We start from the raw sequence: 18460 nt of genomic DNA, 5'->3' as shown, positions 1-18460 counted from the left end.
TGTGGCATGTAACTTATTTATTTTATCCCATAAAAGAAAAAGAGGGCAAGCCCTCTTTACTCTTTACATAAATATTTTTTACTCAGTTTTTGATGCTGCTTTAAAAGCTTCAGCCATTGCATTAGTAAATGATGCATCTTCTTGACTTGCTGAATTATTTACAGCAGCAAGTGCCTCTTTCTCGTCAGCTTCATCTTTTGCACGTACTGATAACGAAATTGCACGAGTTTTACGATCGATATTAACAATTTTAGCTTCAACTTCATCACCAACTTTTAATGCAGTTGTTGCATCTTCAATACGTTCACGAGCGATATCTTGTGCTTTCAAGTAACCTTCAATACCTTCAGCGATTTCGATAGTTGCACCTTTTGCGTCTACTGCAGTTACAGTACCTTTAACGATTGTGCCTTTTTTGTAGTTAGACGCAAAACTACTAAATGGATCGTCTTCTAATTGTTTAACACCTAAAGAAATACGTTCACGCTCTGCATCAACTTGTAAAACAACAGCTTCGATATCATCACCTTTTTTATAAGCTTTAACAGCTTCTTCGCCAGGCATATTCCAAGAGATATCTGAAAGATGAACTAAACCATCGATACCACCCTCTAAACCAATGAAGATACCAAAATCAGTGATTGATTTGATCTTACCGCTAACTTTATCACCTTTGTTGTGTGATTCAGCAAATTGTAACCATGGATTTGGTTTGCATTGTTTAAGACCAAGAGAAATACGACGACGCTCTTCATCTATTTCAAGAACAATAACTTCAACCATATCACCTAAGCTAACCACTTTTGACGGGTGAATGTTTTTATTTGTCCAATCCATTTCAGAAACGTGAACTAAACCTTCAACGCCTGTTTCGATCTCTACAAAACAACCGTAGTCAGTTAGGTTAGTTACTTTACCTGTTACTTTAGTGCCTTCTGGGTAACGTTTAGCAATTGAAACCCATGGATCTTCGCCTAATTGTTTTAAGCCAAGCGATACACGTGAACGATCTTTGTCAAATTTAAGTACTTTAACAAGTAATTCTTGACCTACTTCAACCACTTCACTTGGATGTTTAACACGTTTCCAAGCCATATCAGTGATATGAAGTAAACCATCAACCCCACCAAGATCAACGAATGCGCCGTAATCAGTAAGATTTTTGATAATACCTTTAACTTCAGAACCTTCTTGTAAATTTTCAAGAAGTTGTTCTCTTTCTGCGCTATTCTCAGATTCGATAACCGCACGACGTGAAACAACAACATTATTGCGTTTTTGGTCTAATTTAATAACTTTTAATTCGATTTCTCTGTTTTCAATATGAGAAGTATCGCGTAATGGACGAACATCAACAAGCGAACCAGGAAGGAACGCACGAACCCCATTAAGATCAACCGTAAAGCCACCTTTAACTTTACCATTGATAACACCTAAAACTGTTGCAGCATCATCAACTGCTTTTTCTAGTGTTAACCACGCTTCATGGCGTTTAGCTTTTTCACGAGATAAGATTGTTTCACCAAAGCCATCTTCAATTGAGTCAAGAACGACATCAACAACGTCGCCAACTTGAACTTCTAATTCGCCTTGGGCATTTTTAAACTGCTCTACTGGAATTGCTGATTCAGATTTTAAACCAGCATCAACTAAAACAACATCTTTGTCGATTGCAACGACAGTACCACGGATCATATTACCAGAACGAGTGTCTAGTTGATTTAAAGACTCTTCAAAGAGTTGAGCAAAAGATTCAGTCATATTTATATACTTAAATTAATATTAACGTCCACATTACATCTTGTCTTGTGGGGTTGTTTAAAATACTCCAAACATCCCTATATTGGAGCTTGATCAACGCTGAAAGCAAATTTACAACGCAAGTTTTTTGTTTATATACTCAATAGATTGATTAAAAACATCTTGGATAGACTTTGATGTGGTATTAATTTCTAGAGCATCCCTTGCAGGTTTGAGTGGCGCAACAGTTCGATTACGATCGCGTTCATCACGCGCAGTTATCTCCCGCAAAATTTCGTCGAATTTAACATGATTTTGCTTATCTTGCAACTGTTTCATTCTCCTTTCTGCGCGAGAGTGTGCACTTGCATCAAGAAAAATTTTAACAGGTGCATCACTAAACACCACACTCCCCATATCACGACCGTCCGCAATTAATCCTGGTGCTTGCTTAAAGTCACGCTGACGCTGTAATAAAGCTATTCTAACTGAATTAATTGACGCCACTTTTGCTGCCGCCCCTCCAGTTTGTTCTGTGCGGATGTCTTTAGTAACATCAACATGATTTAATAGCACTTTAACACCACAACTATGGGTATCAAACGTTAGCGGTAAATTAAGGGCTAATTGCTCAAGTTGGGAAGCATCATCTAGCGCAATACCTTGCTTAAGCGCACTAAATGCCAGCGCACGATAGATAGCGCCAGAATCTAAAAGATGCCATTTAAAATGTTTGGCTAATGCTTGGCATAATGTGCCCTTACCAACACCACTTGGCCCATCAACAGCAATAACGGGAACAGATTTATTCATTTTATTCTTCACTTAATCGTTTAAATTGTTCAAAATAATCAGGAAAAGTCTTCATTGTACATTTCGGATCTAATATTGTTACAGGTGTATCAGAAAGCGCTATGAGAGAAAAACACATAGCAATACGGTGATCATTATAGGTTTCGATTTCGGCATGGGTTAATTTAACTGGAGGCACAATAGTAATATAATCACGACCTTCATCAACTTTTGCTCCAACCTTTCTTAACTCAGTGGCCATAGCATATAAGCGATCAGTCTCTTTAACTCGCCAATTATAAATATTACGGATTGTAGTTGGCTCTTTAGCAAATAAAGCAGTTGTTGCTATCGTCATTGCGGCATCTGGAATATGATTCATATCCATATCAATACCGTGTAATTCACCACGTGAACATTCAATATAATCATCAGCCCAAGTCACTGTAGCGCCCATTTTTTTAAGCACATGAGCAAACTGCGTATCGCCTTGTAAGCTATTTTTACCAATGCCCGTTACCCTAACACGACCACCTTTAATTGCAGCGGCTGCTAAAAAATAAGAAGCCGATGAGGCGTCGCCTTCAACTAAATAATGATCCGGCGATTGATAACACTGATTTGCTTTAACCGTAAATTTTTGATAGTTGTGATTTGTGACCGATACACCAAAAATAGCCATCATTTTGATAGTGATATCAATATAAGGTTTAGATACCAAATCACCAATGATAGTAATTTCAGTATCATTTTGTGCCAGTGGCGAAGCCATTAACAACGCGGTTAAGAATTGGCTAGATACTGAACCATCAACTTGGATGTTACCGCCAATAAAACCACCTTGAATATGTAGTGGTGGATAACCTTCATTTTCGATATAATCAATATTAGCTCCACCTTGACGCAATGCATCAACTAAATGGCCAATTGGACGTTCTTTCATACGAGGTTCACCAGTTAACACAATATTATTAGGGCCAAGACATAATGCAGCAGCTAAAGGACGCATTGCCGTACCAGCATTACCTAAAAAAAGCTCTAATGTATGGTCAGATTGCAACATCCCCCCTATACCTTGAACATCACAAATGGTGCGATCGTGCGATAACTGATACTTAACACCTAATGCTGCAAGTGCATCAAGCATATAACGCACATCATCACTATCCAGTAAATTAGTTAAACGAGTATTACCTTTACTTAGTGCTGATAGTAATAACGCACGATTAGAAACACTTTTTGAACCTGGCAAATTAATCGTACCATTAAATTTTTTTATCGGTTGTAATGTTAAGGATAACATAATGACTCTCTTTAATATTCTTTAAAATTTTTCTAACGTCGCTTTTAATAAATCAATTGCTTGCTTATCTTTAGCGCTATTTCGCCATAACTTATCAAATAAATGACGATACCGTTTAATGGCATCATAGGATGACGTGATTGATGCAATACCAGTAGTAACATTAGGTAACTCACCTAATCGAAACGGGCTCATCGCTAATGAAATAGGATTTCCATCTTGATAAAAAATTTGAAAAGCAATTGATGGAATTGCTTCTTGTGTAATAGCAATGGTTGGCACAAAGGATTGTTGTTCTATTAGCTCAATTAAATGATAAACTTCTTTACGTGCTAATAACATCCTTTCTGACTTCTTTCCTGGCGAAATTGTCAAATTTCCCACTAAACCAATATGCAAAAACCGCTCTACATTACGTAAGCTAATTAAATTGATGACCTTTGGGACTGATTGATGAAACTGCTTTTTACGTTCTTTTAAAATCGACAAAATGACTGAATATTTTTGATGATCAATCGACTCGCTTGATTCATTGAGCATCAGAGCTAAATGAGAAAGATAATCTGGTGAAGTTAATAAAAATGAAAAAGGATCGAAGTGAGAATAGATATGGGTTGATTGTTCTTCTAACTGGCGCATACGCTCAAAAAAACCGTCACCACTCGAGTAATATTCGGTATCAATTCCAAGCAAACTCGCAAAAGAAGTATCAAGTAACAAGGCCAACCGTTCTAAAGTTTCGATTTTAACAATTTCACCTTTCTCTAACCGATAGACTGCTGCTCTTGAAATTTTAAGGCTCTCTGCGACATCTTCAGCCTTCAAAGAGGCAGCAATCCGATACGCACGTAGACGCTGACCTATAGCACAATAATCAATCGTTCTAGTAATCATAATACACTCAAACTATTGGGATTTTGGCAGTGTATCACAAGGTGATAGCAATGCCAATTTTTGGCAAAATGTTTCAGGCATAGCCTATATTTTCATCAACAATTTAAATAACAACTATTTTAATAACACTTTTTGCAATGTTGATACATTTTCAAATTCAGTAAACTCAGAAATTGACTCTGGTTGTTTAGTATTATCTTCACGCTTACCAAGAACTTGTGATGCAAACAAAAAACCTTTTTTATCCATAACTGAACGGTTATAAAAATCAACTAAATCTTGTTGAGTCATTTTTTTCAATTGTTCAATTTTTTTGTGCCGTGAATCAAACGCAAAACGCGAATTTCGATAGTCTGCCATATAACGGCTAAACTCCTCATCCAAGGTTTGTGGTGGCATTTTCAATTCATCAAGTACCGCTTTTTTATATTGCTCAATATCTTGTTTAGATAACGCTTTAAGCTTATTTAATATAACAGGATAGAATGCTTGATAACGCTTAAATAAATAAGCTGGATCGTATTGGTTGCTTTGAATGATAAAACTCATTCCAACTGAATCCCCTACTGTAACAGGGCCAGCAAATACAGCGTAGCCGAGTTGCTCGTTAGTACGCAATTGTTCAAAAAACCATGGCGATATGATTTTAGACAGCGTATAACTTATCATACTACTACTAATTCGATCATAACCTGTTGGGATATAGCTCATCATCAAAGCATTATCAGTGCTTTTTGCATGTTGAGTCATTTTAGCTTCTAACGCGTTTTTAATCCGAATATTATCAACAGGAGTAAATTCAACATCACGCACTAGTGTTTTTTGGATGGCATGATAAAGATCTAAAGAGTCCTCGTTAGACAAATTACCCAAGCTAAGCATATAAGGTACTGAGCGGGTTAATAAGTTATCGCGGTAAGTTAACACATCATTAATAGTCATGTTTGCTGCAAATTGGCGCCTTTCATCCCGCTCAAAATACGGTAAATCTGACAACGCATTAACAGGGTTAACCGCCAACCAATAACTTTTAGCATGCTCAACTTTATCCAATTCTTGCAAATACCAAGATTTAGCTAATACTAAACTTTGCTCATCAATCGTCACATTGCGATAACTATTAAGTATTGCCTTCACCATTTTAGGTAAATGCTGACTAAAGCCACTAGCTGAAATCATCAAACCATTATCATTATCCGTTGATAACGAAATACCCGCAATCCCAGCTTGAAAACGTAATTGTTCTAAATTACGACTTGCAATGTAATCAAGTAGATTAAAAGCAACCTCTGCTTTAGCATCACTAAAAGCCTTGTTATTACGTAACGAAACCACAATCGCTGCTTTAGGTTCAGCTTTAAAATACTGACTAACAAAATGAAGATGATTGCCACGTTTACTAAACTCAGCTGGCTGAGTTTGATCGCGGTTTTGCTTCGCAATTGAAAAATCGTCAGGAATATAAGGATTTAATTCAGGTAAACTAAATGTAAAACTTTTGCCTAATGTTAACCAATTTGCTTTTTGCTCGTTAGTAACATTATCAATTTTATAAGGTGCATCCACAAAATATGCAGTATTATTAGTCAATTGATTTGGTGAAATCACCCAAACTCTAACATTATCGGGAGTTAAACTTTTTAAGCGTGTAATGATCGCAGTTTTATCAAAATTACTTGCAATGAAATTAGAATTTAATACATTTTTAACGGGATACAACAGCATCTGATCAGATAGCCATTCCACATAAGACATATCACGCTCAACATCCTGATACTTAAATTCTAATGCTAAAACTTTTTTAAGCTCCTCATAATAAGCATCAGAAATCCCTTCTTTTTGGATTAACTGCAAATAATTGAAAATAGCTCCAATTACTTTATCTTTTTGAGCGAGACCATCGTCGGTTAAGCTCACATTAATACTCAACATACCGCTATTACCATAACGGATAGGGTTGATAGATGAACTAATACCCTCAATAAGCCCCTGCTTTTGTAACTGATCAGACAACGTGTTGGGGCTACTATTATCAATTAAATAAGTGATATATTCATCACTTTTATCAGCAAATTTATCTAAATTGTTTTCCATTGGAAATTGTAAAAATAGCAATTTCTTAGGTTGCGCTGGCACCATTGCAATCTGTTTGCTTAGCACATTTGGTGTGATCGCTGGCTTATCAACTATTGGAACATTAATGTTTTTATTAGGGATTTTACCAAAGGTGTTTTCAGCCAATTTTGCCAATTGATTGATTGACTGATTACTATAAATCACCCCTACCATAATATTGGACGAATAATAATCACGATGAAAACCGACTAACGCATTTTGCAACATACTGCTGTCTTTATCACTTAACGTTTCTAGATTACCACCCGAAAATTGCGAAGCAGGATGATTTTGATTAATTGTTTCGGAATCAACTTGCCCAATTCGAAAACCATCGTTCGATCTAGCCATTGTAAGTTCAGCATTAACCGCATTACGTTCTTTATCGGCAAATTTAGGATCTAATCTAGGCTCAGCAATAGCGTCGGCTAAATAATCAAGTGCTGTATCTAATGCACTATTTTCAACTTCAAAATAAAAGGCTGTTCTATATAAGGCAGTACTGGCATTATAACTACCTGAATGACGGCTTAAAAACTGCGAAAAACTGGCTGGTTCAGGATACTTTGTTGATCCCATTAGCACCATATGTTCAGTATAATGCGCCAAGCCTTGCTGATCTTTAGGATCTTGGAGTGAACCCACAGGCAATGCTAATGAACCAAGCGACTTAACCGCATTAGGATCAGACACAAGCAGCACCCGCATTTGATTTGTCATTTCAATCACTTCATATTGGCGATTGTCACGATCACTTTGTTGTACTCTTTCTAACAAAACTGGTCTTGCAAGCTTATTTTCAATGGCAAACGATACAGGTGAAGTAGTCATAGTTAATAATCCAATAAAGCTACCAATTATTAAATTCACTATTTTTTTATTTTCGAAATCCATAATATTCACTCACTTGACTTCATCGTCAAAAAAACAACTGTAAAAAATAGAAAGCGAATTTATCAAAGTACCTAGGTATAATGATAAATTTCGCTATTATGTAATAAATACAATTAATGTTCCCGAGTTTTTCGAAATTCAACATCAGGATATCGTTCTTCGGTCAAATTTAAATTAACCATACTTGGCGCAATATAAGAAAGGTTATCTCCCCCATCTAAAGCCAAGTTCTGCTCGCATTTGCGCTTAAACTCTTCCAATTTTTTTACATCACTACATTCAACCCAACGAGCGGTTGTCACATTCACAGGCTCATAAATGGCTTCAACGTTATATTCCGATTTTAAACGCGCAACGACCACATCAAACTGTAGCACACCAACAGCGCCCACAATTAAATCATTATTTGCTAATGGGCGGAATACTTGTACCGCTCCTTCCTCTGAAAGTTGAACAAGTCCTTTTAATAATTGTTTTTGTTTGAGAGGATCTCTTAAACGAATGCGACGGAATAGTTCTGGTGCAAAGTTAGGAATACCAGTAAATTTCAGGTCTTCGCCTTGCGTAAAGGTATCACCGATTTGAATCGTACCATGATTATGTAAACCAATAATATCGCCGGCATAGGCCTCTTCAACATGTTCACGATCACCTGCCATAAATGTTAAAGCATCAGATATATTAACATCTTTAGCGATACGCACATGACGTAACTTCATGCCTTTTTCATATTTGCCTGACACAATGCGCATAAAAGCAACTCTATCTCGATGCTTAGGATCCATATTGGCTTGGATTTTAAAGACAAAACCACTGAATTTTTCTTCTGATGATTCAACTTCACGTTTATCGGTTTGACGAGGTTGAGGAGTTGGTGCCCAAGCAGTTAAGCCATCAAGCATATGATCAACCCCAAAATTACCCAATGCCGTACCAAAAAAGACTGGCGTTAAATCACCCGACAAGAAAGCATCTAGATCAAATTTATTGGAAGCCCCTTGCACTAATTCAAGCTCTTCACGCAGTTGCTGTGCTAAATCATCACCGACCGCTAAATCTAAATCAGGGTTAGCTAACCCTTTAATAATTCGAACCTCTTGTATAGTATGGCCTTGACCAGATTGGTAAAGGTAGGTTTCATCTTTCGCTAAATGATAAACACCCTTAAATAACTTGCCACACCCAATTGGCCACGTAATCGGTGCGCACATTATATTTAGCTCATTTTCGACTTCATCAAGCAATTCCATCGGATCACGAATATCACGGTCTAACTTATTCATAAAGGTTAAAATTGGCGTATTACGTAAACGCGTGACTTCCATTAATTTACGTGTGCGATCTTCAACCCCTTTTGCTGCATCAATCACCATCAAACAACTATCAACTGCAGTTAAAGTACGGTAAGTATCTTCAGAAAAGTCTTCGTGCCCAGGAGTATCCAATAAATTAACTAAGCAATCATTATAAGGAAACTGCATCACTGATGTCGTAATCGAAATACCACGCTGTTTTTCCATTTCCATCCAGTCTGATTTAGCATGCTGGACATTAGCACCACGGCCTTTAACTGTACCTGCTGTTTGGATTGCGTGACCAAATAAAAGTACCTTTTCGGTAATGGTTGTTTTACCTGCATCGGGGTGAGATATAATCGCAAAAGTGCGACGTGCATTAACTTCGTCTAAATAAGCTTGTTCTGTCATAAAACTGTTTTAACCACACAAAAATAATCACCCATTCTAGCAGGTATCTGTCTGTTTTGCTATTAATGTTATATACACAATGCCATTTGCCTTATTTGTTTATCTAGCATAATATTTTCCCTAATAATTCATGTATAATTTACCGCTTCTTGTCAAAAAGTTTCAGGAAAGCATGCGTTTTAGTATAAAATCGGAACTTACTATGAACATTCGTGATTTAAAATTGTACCTACATTTATGCGAAACCTGTCACTTTGGTATCACCGCACATGCCATGCATGTTAGCCCATCAACCTTATCAAGACAGATCCAACGGCTTGAGGAGCACTTTGGACATCCACTATTTATTCGCGACAACAGACAAGTTCAAATCACTCAAGTGGGCGAAAAAGTTAAACGCTTTGCGCAACAAGTTATAAACTTGCACCAACAGTTAAAACACGATTTAGATCAATCCAACCAACAACTTATTGGCGAACTTACACTTTTTTGTTCAGTCACCGCCGCTTATAGCCACTTACCGGAAATACTCGATCGCTTTAGGATCCACTATCCGCTGGTTGAAATTAAACTATCAACCGGCGATGCTGCTGACGCCGTGGAAAAGATACAAACAAATGCATCCGATTTAGCCATAGCTGGCAAACCCAAGCAGCTACCGAAAGGGATTGAATTTTTAAAATTTGGCGAAATTGAAATGGTCTTGCTTATACCTAAACTTAATAGTTCATTTAGCGACAAGTTACATCAAAAACAGCCAGATTGGCATAATATTCCATTTATATTGCCAGAACACGGGCCAAGCCGGCATCGTATCGATTTATGGTTTAAACAAAAAAAAATCACCAATCCAAAAATTTATGCAACAGTTGCTGGTCACGAAGCCATTGTATCGATGGTTGCTTTAGGTTGTGGGGTAGCCTTATTACCTAAAGTTGTAATGGACAACAGCCCTGAGCGAATAAGAGAGCGCATAACCGAATGGTCAACAAACTTAATGGAACCGTTTGATGTGGGTATTTGCGTACAAAAAAGACGATTATCTGAAAAAATTATTGCCGCCTTTTGGGCAATTTGCGATCTAAATTTGCCCAATAACGAATAACAAAATATAGTGTATAATTACACTGGACAAAATTAAAACCATAATAATGGGTATATTAATTAGCTGATAAATGACCGAATTATGATAATAATCAAATCGGGCAAAATATCATTATAATGGAATTAAAAATGAAACAAATAGAATTGAAAACATTCGCTTTATTAATACTTTTTTCCGCTGTCACCACGCCATTAGCGGCACAGGTCAACACTACAAAATCACCCCAAGCAGTAGAATGGGCTGAAGTAAGCACATCTCAAAAAAGTACTATGACCAACATAATTAAAAACCAAAGCGACAGCGAAAATAGCCAGGCCATTTCAAACACCAACAAAAATAACAACATCCCCACTACTGTGGCAGCAACTACAGCCAATGCGGATGTTGAAGCTAATAGCAATAACTTTACCCAAATTGATAACACAATAAAAAAACCTAAATGGCTAGTTCGCAATACATTGGCTTATTATGATGGCGATAGCAACGATCTTGTTACTGCTGGACTCGGTTTTACTCCATTATCAATTTCTATTATCACGCCAGAAGTTGCAATTCCAGCCAAACCGAATTTTCAAGAACGTCGACAAGCAAAGTTAAATCGCTATATTGACACCAAAATCGGCGAAGGAACTTTCTTTGGTTTTAGAAAGCAAGAATTAACTCCTCTATTTGACGGTAAAATTGCAGGTACCGAAATATTAGCCTTACAAAGCCAAGATGGCGTTGGCATGTTACTACAAATTCCAATTGATTTTGACAAAAATAAACCCTGCATTGTTGCTGTTCCTGCCAGTGATTCAGACGGAGTATTAAATGCCAAAGATGTACAAATTCGTGGGTTATGGGGACTTCGTCACAACTGTGCAGTGGTATATAATGATAAAGGATTAGGCAACGGCATTTATGATATCGAACGCCAACTTGGCTTTACGGTATGGGGAGAAGTGCAAAGCGGTAATATCTTATTTTATCCTTCAATTAACAATAGAAAGCAATACATCAAAAAATACCCTCATCGTTATGCCATAAAACAGCTTCACTCAAAACTGAATGCCGAAGCTCGATGGGGTGAGCATGTATTAAAATCCCTAGAATTTGCCTTTTATGAACTTAATAGTATGTTTTCGTCCAATAATCTAGCAATATTTAACAAAGACAACACTCTAGTCTTAGTGTATGGCGCAGGCGATGGTGGCGGTGCTGCATTAAAAGCCGGTGAATTAGATGAGCAAAATATAATTGACGGTATTGTAGCAGTTAATCCACAAATACAACCCAATCTTGATAAATTCCCAATCATGCTCAAAATAGGCAGCAACCACCAACAAAAACTTGAAGCCAAATCGATTGCAAATTACAGCGCTTATGGTGCGTTATATATACCATGTGCTATCCCTGCGATAAAAGGACATAAAGACGACTCTTACGTACCTTATGCAGATTATTTCCATTATTCACAACAACGCTGTAATGCCCTAAAACAGGCAAAATTACTCACAACAGGCACGCCCGAAGAAGCGCTAAAAAAACTACACAAATATGGCTGGACGCCAGAGATGGACATTCAACTACCTTATTTTTACTATACTGAATCCATCGGTTTACCTTACCAATATATTAGTGCTTATGGCAAATACGATGTCACCGAAAACATGTGTGATTTTTCAGTCGCCAGTACCCAACAAAACCCAATATACTACAGTGGTAAAGTGGCGCCATTAAAAGAATTTTCGTTTGAGCAAATATGGGGAATGGCAAACGGACATTTACCACTATGGAACAGTCATGATGCGACAATTTTAGATCTCGTTGAAAACAATGACCTTAACACCCCAAGACGTGAATTTTATTCTAGTTCTCAAACAAACAATATGGTTGATTATGGCACTAAAGGATCGATTTGTGTTTATAAAAAATCCCAAGAACCGCGTGTTGAGGAAGGTATAAAACAAGTTATGGCATCAGGTAACTTACATGGCATAAAAACCTTTATTGTGCATGGTCGTAATAATGTTAAACAACTTCCAAATTACACTTCGCGCGCTTATGTAGCATTAAATAGCTTAGTTGAAGACCAACAATCGCAACTACGATACATCGAAGTTGAAAATGCCAGTTACTTAGACGGAAGAGCACCATTTGACAATACATTATTACCGATTGATTATTATGGTGAAGATGCCATCGAATGGTTGTGGGCTAACTTAACCACTAAAGCTACGCTACCTGTAAGCCAAGTGGTACGAGCCAAAGCGCGCGGAGGTAAAAGTGGTTATGCACCACAAGTAACTAGCAAAAATCTAAAACCGATAACACAAACGCCAAACCGCAACGATGTAATTCAACAAACTGATGGTACGCTAATATTACCAAATTAACAATAAATACGTCCTCAAAATCGCTATCGGTTTATACTGTAGCACTGCAGCTTAAACCGATAGCGCCCCCCAAAACTTAGCTAATGCCCTCTTTGACCGCCAAACAGATTTTGGGATATAACAAAAAAAATAGCGACTCTAATTGAGTATAATGCTGTTTAATATCAACAATAGTTTCTTTTAACAAATACAGTTTTGGTCTTCTATTTGCCATACCACTGAGCACGTTGCCAACAAAGTCGATAGAAGTATAATTTTCGAGCCATGAACCTTGCCACATCGCATTCATAAAATGCTGATAATCAACGGGATAAGCGTCAATATAAGGTTGGATATGCGCTTTTGTCACTTGATTAAATTGAGTTACACTGGGCAGCAACCCATAATTAACCCAGTGCTTTGACAAAAAATGATCCCACACAATATCTAATGTAATGGGTGCAACGCGTTGATGCGATTTCCGAAATAGTAACTTAGCTTGCTTAACTTCATGCAAGTTATCAATTAGGTTATCAATTTTGCGATGTAACATAATGCCATCGGCAATATCGGAATGATAAGTTAAATAGGGATTTCCTTTAACAAAATCTGCTACTGTATTCCCGATTAACGAACTGTGCGCTAACGTAGCCAAATGCAAATGAGCCAAAATATTCATAAAAATAGCAACCGTTAATTATTCACGATGCTTAAATTGACCTTCGGCAAAACCTTTTCGCCAATAGTTGGTAATTTGAAAAGCATCAGGCGATAAATGTGTATATTTACCCTTAATAGCATGGCGAACAGGTTGTGCCAATGAACGCTCCATTCCCCCCCAAAACAACAGCTTATTTTTTCCAGATAAATCAGCGTTGATCACCGCATCAACTAATTGATGGGGATTGTCCGAATTTTGTACAAACCAATTTACTGCAATATTTTTATTATCTGGCAACGATACCATATCACTTTTATGATTAACCTGTATAAAGGCAAAAGCCTTATGTTTTTTGGGAAGATGTTCAAGCGTATAACAAATGGCTGGCACGGCAGAAATATCACCAATTAACACCAAACAATCATTAGTAAAATACAACTTACTGGCAGCGCCAATTAAACCGATTTGATCGCCAACCTTGGCTTTTTGCGACCATACCGAAGCCAAACCAGTGTCATGAATAGTAAAATCCACAAAAAACTGATTGGTGACACTATCAAATTCACGCACACTATAGTTACGAACAAGCACACGTAGCTTATCGTCAAGAACAATTTTATTATTATCATCAAGCTTAGGAAAGATAATTAAGCCGGTTGAAGGATCAGGGAAGAGTAATTTTAAATACGGGCAAACCCATAAGGGATCGATATTAACCGGTTTATTACTACTAAACTGCACGCGGATAAAACTGGGAGATATTTTTTCAACCTTCAATACTGTTAATAACGCATTGACTATGACTTTTTTGTTTGCTTCGTTTTTTTTTGTTTTTTCATCCATCACGCCGATCCTTATATTTATAGTTAATTGAACTCATCATACAACAAAAATTGTTCGAGTAATGCTATTTTTACAATTGAAAAAACAGATAAAGTTATTCCACCTAAAAGCGATGGAATAAGTTTAAACAAAACTAAATTAACAAACAAACTTAAAACGTTAACGTACCAAAGGCATTACACCAATCTTGATCAAACTTATTAATTGCCGCATCCACAGCTGGATCAGAAATAAACTGTTCCGCCACATCTACTGGCAACGTAATAGATTTGCAACCCGCAAGCATACAATCTAACGCTTGCCTTGGTGTTCTAAAACTGGCGGCTAATACCATCGACTGTGGACAATGCAAATCTAACAATTTTTGCAACTCAAGCACGGTATCTTTGCTATTTCCACCCTGAGCATCGATGCGGTTGACATAAGGTGCGATATATTTAGCCCCAGCTAATGCCGCTAAAAAGCCCTGTCCTGCACCATAAACAGCCGTGCCTAACGTAGGAATACCTTGTTCGGTTAGTTCTTTTATCGCAATCAAGCCTTGCGCATTAACGGGAATTTTAGTCACAATCGACGGCACAGCCTTTCTAAGCTGATGAGCTTCTTTTATCATTTCGTCCGCATTACTTGAAAGCACTTGGGCAAACAACAATTTATCTGTACCTAGCACCTCTTGTAATTCAGCCAATAATGAAAAGATAGGCTTACCTGATTTTGCCACAATGCTCGGATTAGTGGTCACGCCACAAATAGGCAACACTTTAGCTAAACTTTTGATGGCAGCAATATCGGCGGTATCTAAATATAATTCCATGGTTAACTCCTAATTCAGAATGAACAAATTTGTTAACATATAACAACATTTACATAACAAACATCGTAAAAAAAAATAATTCTACCGCCTAGAAGACGAACTTGCCATTTACTGGACTTTTGTACGCTATATAAAAAAATGAGACTTAGATCACACAATTAAAAATTTAAAATAACTTATTAAATAGAAACGAGTTATAACAATTTTCATCTTTTTTAAACTGTATATAATTTAAACAAACCTACACTGCTTAATTTATGCTTATGATAAAATCCATCAACAACGCATTAACCAAGTTTGTAATTCGTCAGCAAACAATCAATCGTATCTATTTTGTAAATAACAGTAATTGCGCCCCTTTGGATACCTACCCAGTCAAATTTCCGCAAATTGAAATCATATTAGAAGGAACGCAACAAATGCAATGGACGGATAACAATGGAAAAATTATTGAAAAAATATTATCGACTAATGATCTTTTATATATTTCCGCTCAAAGCTGGAACAAACCCATTTGGACAAGCCCTGTTACTTTATTAAACATCTTGTTTGGTAAACAACAAATTAGTATAAGCTTATTGCATTGGGATGGTACACAACTAATTTCACTTGGGCAAATTAACACGCCAAGACGTGGTCCTCGGGTTGGTACATTTATTATTCAAGCACTGAATGAACTCATTTGGCAAAAACAATCATGTAAACAAAATCAAACTGCTTACTACCTGATTCACAGTTTACTTAGCAATACGTTAGATTTGCTCAATACCGAAATCAAAACTTCATCCAAAACAACCAGCCTATATGAAGCTATTCGCCAATATATCGATATACACTTTCGTGAAGATATAACGCGTGACTTTTTGGCAAATATGTTTTACATTTCACCCAATTACTTATCACACCTATTTCAAAGCGAGGGAAAAATAGGGTTAAATGAATATCTAAATCATATTCGCTTAGAATATGCCAAATTGCTATTAAAGGATTATGATCTAAATATAAAAGAAATTGCTCTAGCATCGGGGTTTAAAGATAGTAATTATTTTTGTCGGATTTTTAAAAAAAAGACAGAGCGAACGCCAACAGAATATCGTCGGCAATATCATAGTAAGTTGGTAATCAAATAACTTTTTTATAGCTAGATTTTGCACTTGTTTGGTTTTGTACTTTGCTGCATAACATATGCCCTATCCTTTGCTAGGTGTTCTAATAACGCTGAATGATCGGCATATTCCGATACCAAATAAATAGCAGCAATAGCCTCTGGCTACTGTCAAAGATCAGAACTTTTTCACATAAAAAACTTTCAGGTAGCTTATTGATTTTATTTATTTTTTATTTCAAATAAAATCAAATGTTTATGCACAGTGAGCATCATACTGTCAGACAGTGATAATGCCAGCATTGCTAATACTGCCTATGCGGCGGTAAACTAGAAACCCATATACTATGAGCCTTGTTTAGCAAAAGGCAAATAGGATTTTGCTTGTAAAAACCCTTTTTTGCAGGGTTTTTAAAGTAAAACATACAAAACCAAATAAATAAAAAGATCAATCTAACTTCGGATGCTGGTCCACTAAATTCTGTCGTTGTTCCTGCAAAGTTTCTATTTTTTGTTCAATATCTTCGACTTTGTGCTCTATGGTGTCAAAGTGATCCGATAAGATTTCTTTGGCTTCTGAACGATCTGATGCCGCTGGCGTTGCACCACGCAATGGTTGGTTTGCTGTTTCTCTCATCTTTATGCCTGTAAGTAAGCCAACTAATGCCACAACCATTAGATAATAGGCTGGCATATATAGATTATTACTTTCTGCAACCAACCAAGCGATAACAGTCGGTGTCGCACCAGCAACTAATACCGAAATATTAAAGGATATGGCCAGAGCACTGTAACGAATACTGGTCGGAAAGATAGCCGGTAAAATAGAAGCCATAACACCAGTAAAACAGTTAAGTAACACAGCCAAAATCAGTAACCCTAAGAAAATAAGACCAATAATGTCACTATTGATCATAACAAACGCAGGATAAGAAAGAATTAATAAGCCTAGGCTACCGCCAATAATAAATGGTCTACGACCTATTTTGTCGCTAATAAAACCGATCAATGGTTGCACAAATAGCATACCAATCATGATGGCAATAATAATTAGCACACCATGATCGGTATCATAATTTAAGTTATGAGATAAGTAGCTAGGCATATAAGTAAGCAACATATAATAAGTCACATTAGTAACAATCACGAGTCCCACACAGACCAATAGGCTTTTCCAATATTGGGTTATGATCTGTTTAAACGTCATTTTAGGTTGATTAGAAATATGATTGCGATCATTTTGATCCATTAAATCAGTATGCTGTTGAAATGCAGGTGTTTCATCTAGAGCATGACGTAAGTAAATCCCAATTAGTCCAAGTGGTAAAGCAAATAAAAATGGAACTCGCCAGCCCCAATCATGAAATGCAACTTTTCCAAGAATACTAGATAAAAGCACTACTAAACCAGCACCCACTAAGAAACCCGCAATAGAACCAAAATCTAACCAACTCCCCATAAAACCACGTTTACGATCTGGCGAGTATTCGGCAACAAAGATGGCGGCGCCAGAATATTCGCCCCCAATTGAAAAACCTTGAGCAAATTTAGCTAGCAGTAATAATATAGGTGCAGAAATACCTATTGAAGCATAAGAAGGAATTAAGCCAATACAAAAAGTGCTTAACGACATAATAATAATGGTGATAGATAATACTTTTTGTCGTCCAAATTTATCGCCAAGAATACCAAAAACCAATCCTCCTAACGGCCGAACTAAAAACGGTACCGAAAACGTGGCTAACGCGGCCACCATTTGAACACTAGGTGATGCATCAGGGAAAAAAACTTGCCCTAACACATAAGCTAAAAAGCCATACACACCAAAATCAAACCACTCCATCGCATTACCCAGCGCTGCTGCAGTAATGGCTTTTTTTAACTTGCTATCATCAATTATTGTAATATCGTTAATGTTTAATGGTTTGTTTTTGGATTTTCTTGTTTTTTTCATAAAATACCGCCTGTTTACATACAAATAATAAAAAGGAATGATGCAACAAGGTAAACGGTTACCTTTTAATACATAAAGAACAATACTTTTTAGATTACACTTTGAACAGTGTTTATCAGTTAATTAAAATTGAAGCAAAATACAGCAAAGATAAAAAAAGAGGATAATAAAAAAGCA

13 protein-coding genes are annotated in these 18460 nt (G+C 36.8%); 3 read left to right on the top strand and 10 right to left on the bottom strand.

Features of this window, described 5'->3' with window-relative positions:
- Positions 1-78 precede the first annotated feature (78 nt).
- The 6 genes from rpsA to prfC form a co-directional block, all read right to left on the bottom strand.
- Positions 79-1761, bottom strand: a complete 1683-nt coding sequence (rpsA, locus tag A9G22_RS07465; protein ID WP_065585900.1) for a 30S ribosomal protein S1 — start codon at positions 1759-1761, stop codon at positions 79-81.
- Positions 1762-1872: 111 nt separating this feature from the next.
- Positions 1873-2553, bottom strand: a complete 681-nt coding sequence (gene cmk / locus A9G22_RS07460) for a (d)CMP kinase (protein ID WP_075508620.1) — start codon at positions 2551-2553, stop codon at positions 1873-1875.
- 1 nt (position 2554) lies between these two features.
- Positions 2555-3835: a 3-phosphoshikimate 1-carboxyvinyltransferase gene (gene aroA, locus A9G22_RS07455; RefSeq protein ID WP_075508619.1), complete on the bottom strand. Its 1281-nt coding sequence runs from the start codon at positions 3833-3835 to the stop codon at positions 2555-2557.
- Positions 3836-3856: 21 nt separating this feature from the next.
- Positions 3857-4729, bottom strand: coding sequence for a helix-turn-helix domain-containing protein (locus A9G22_RS07450; RefSeq protein ID WP_075508618.1), 873 nt, complete (start codon positions 4727-4729; stop codon positions 3857-3859).
- Between the two features lie 114 nt (positions 4730-4843).
- Positions 4844-7675, bottom strand: a complete 2832-nt coding sequence (gene ptrA, locus A9G22_RS07445) for a pitrilysin (RefSeq protein ID WP_176700248.1) — start codon at positions 7673-7675, stop codon at positions 4844-4846.
- Positions 7676-7851: 176 nt separating this feature from the next.
- Positions 7852-9444 carry a peptide chain release factor 3 gene (gene prfC / locus A9G22_RS07440; RefSeq protein ID WP_075508616.1) on the bottom strand — a complete coding sequence of 531 codons (1593 nt, stop codon included), beginning with the start codon at positions 9442-9444 and terminating at the stop codon, positions 7852-7854.
- Between the two features lie 202 nt (positions 9445-9646).
- Here prfC and ilvY point away from each other — a divergent pair, with 202 nt between their 5' ends.
- Together ilvY and A9G22_RS07430 are read left to right on the top strand one after the other, a co-directional pair.
- On the top strand, positions 9647-10549 hold the full coding sequence (gene ilvY, locus A9G22_RS07435) for an HTH-type transcriptional activator IlvY (RefSeq protein WP_065585906.1): 903 nt from the start codon (positions 9647-9649) through the stop codon (positions 10547-10549).
- Between the two features lie 128 nt (positions 10550-10677).
- Positions 10678-12927, top strand: coding sequence for a 3-hydroxybutyrate oligomer hydrolase family protein (locus A9G22_RS07430; RefSeq protein WP_065585907.1), 2250 nt, complete (start codon positions 10678-10680; stop codon positions 12925-12927).
- 76 nt (positions 12928-13003) lie between these two features.
- On the opposite strand, the gene A9G22_RS07425 is transcribed toward A9G22_RS07430, so the two are convergent.
- The 3 genes from A9G22_RS07425 to fsa form a co-directional block, all read right to left on the bottom strand.
- Complete coding sequence (locus A9G22_RS07425) at positions 13004-13585, bottom strand: acyl carrier protein phosphodiesterase (RefSeq protein WP_065585908.1); 582 nt, start codon at positions 13583-13585, stop codon at positions 13004-13006.
- Positions 13586-13603: 18 nt separating this feature from the next.
- On the bottom strand, positions 13604-14410 hold the full coding sequence (locus A9G22_RS07420) for a siderophore-interacting protein (RefSeq protein WP_065585909.1): 807 nt from the start codon (positions 14408-14410) through the stop codon (positions 13604-13606).
- A gap of 151 nt (positions 14411-14561) precedes the next feature.
- Complete coding sequence (fsa, locus tag A9G22_RS07415) at positions 14562-15224, bottom strand: fructose-6-phosphate aldolase (RefSeq protein ID WP_075508615.1); 663 nt, start codon at positions 15222-15224, stop codon at positions 14562-14564.
- Positions 15225-15643: 419 nt separating this feature from the next.
- Between fsa and A9G22_RS07410 the strand changes: the two genes are divergently transcribed.
- Positions 15644-16354: a helix-turn-helix domain-containing protein gene (locus A9G22_RS07410; RefSeq protein WP_218058777.1), complete on the top strand. Its 711-nt coding sequence runs from the start codon at positions 15644-15646 to the stop codon at positions 16352-16354.
- A gap of 423 nt (positions 16355-16777) precedes the next feature.
- Here the strand turns inward: A9G22_RS07410 and proP are convergent, their stop codons facing one another.
- Positions 16778-18283, bottom strand: a complete 1506-nt coding sequence (proP, locus tag A9G22_RS07405; RefSeq protein ID WP_065585911.1) for a glycine betaine/L-proline transporter ProP — start codon at positions 18281-18283, stop codon at positions 16778-16780.
- Between the last annotated feature and the right edge of the window lie 177 nt (positions 18284-18460).

The sequence above is a fragment of the Gilliamella sp. App2-1 genome (assembly GCF_001690255.1).
GTDB classification, from domain to species: domain Bacteria; phylum Pseudomonadota; class Gammaproteobacteria; order Enterobacterales; family Orbaceae; genus Gilliamella; species Gilliamella apicola_G.
Note: the sequence above shows the minus strand (reverse complement) of the source record. Positions and strands in the feature narration are given on the sequence as shown.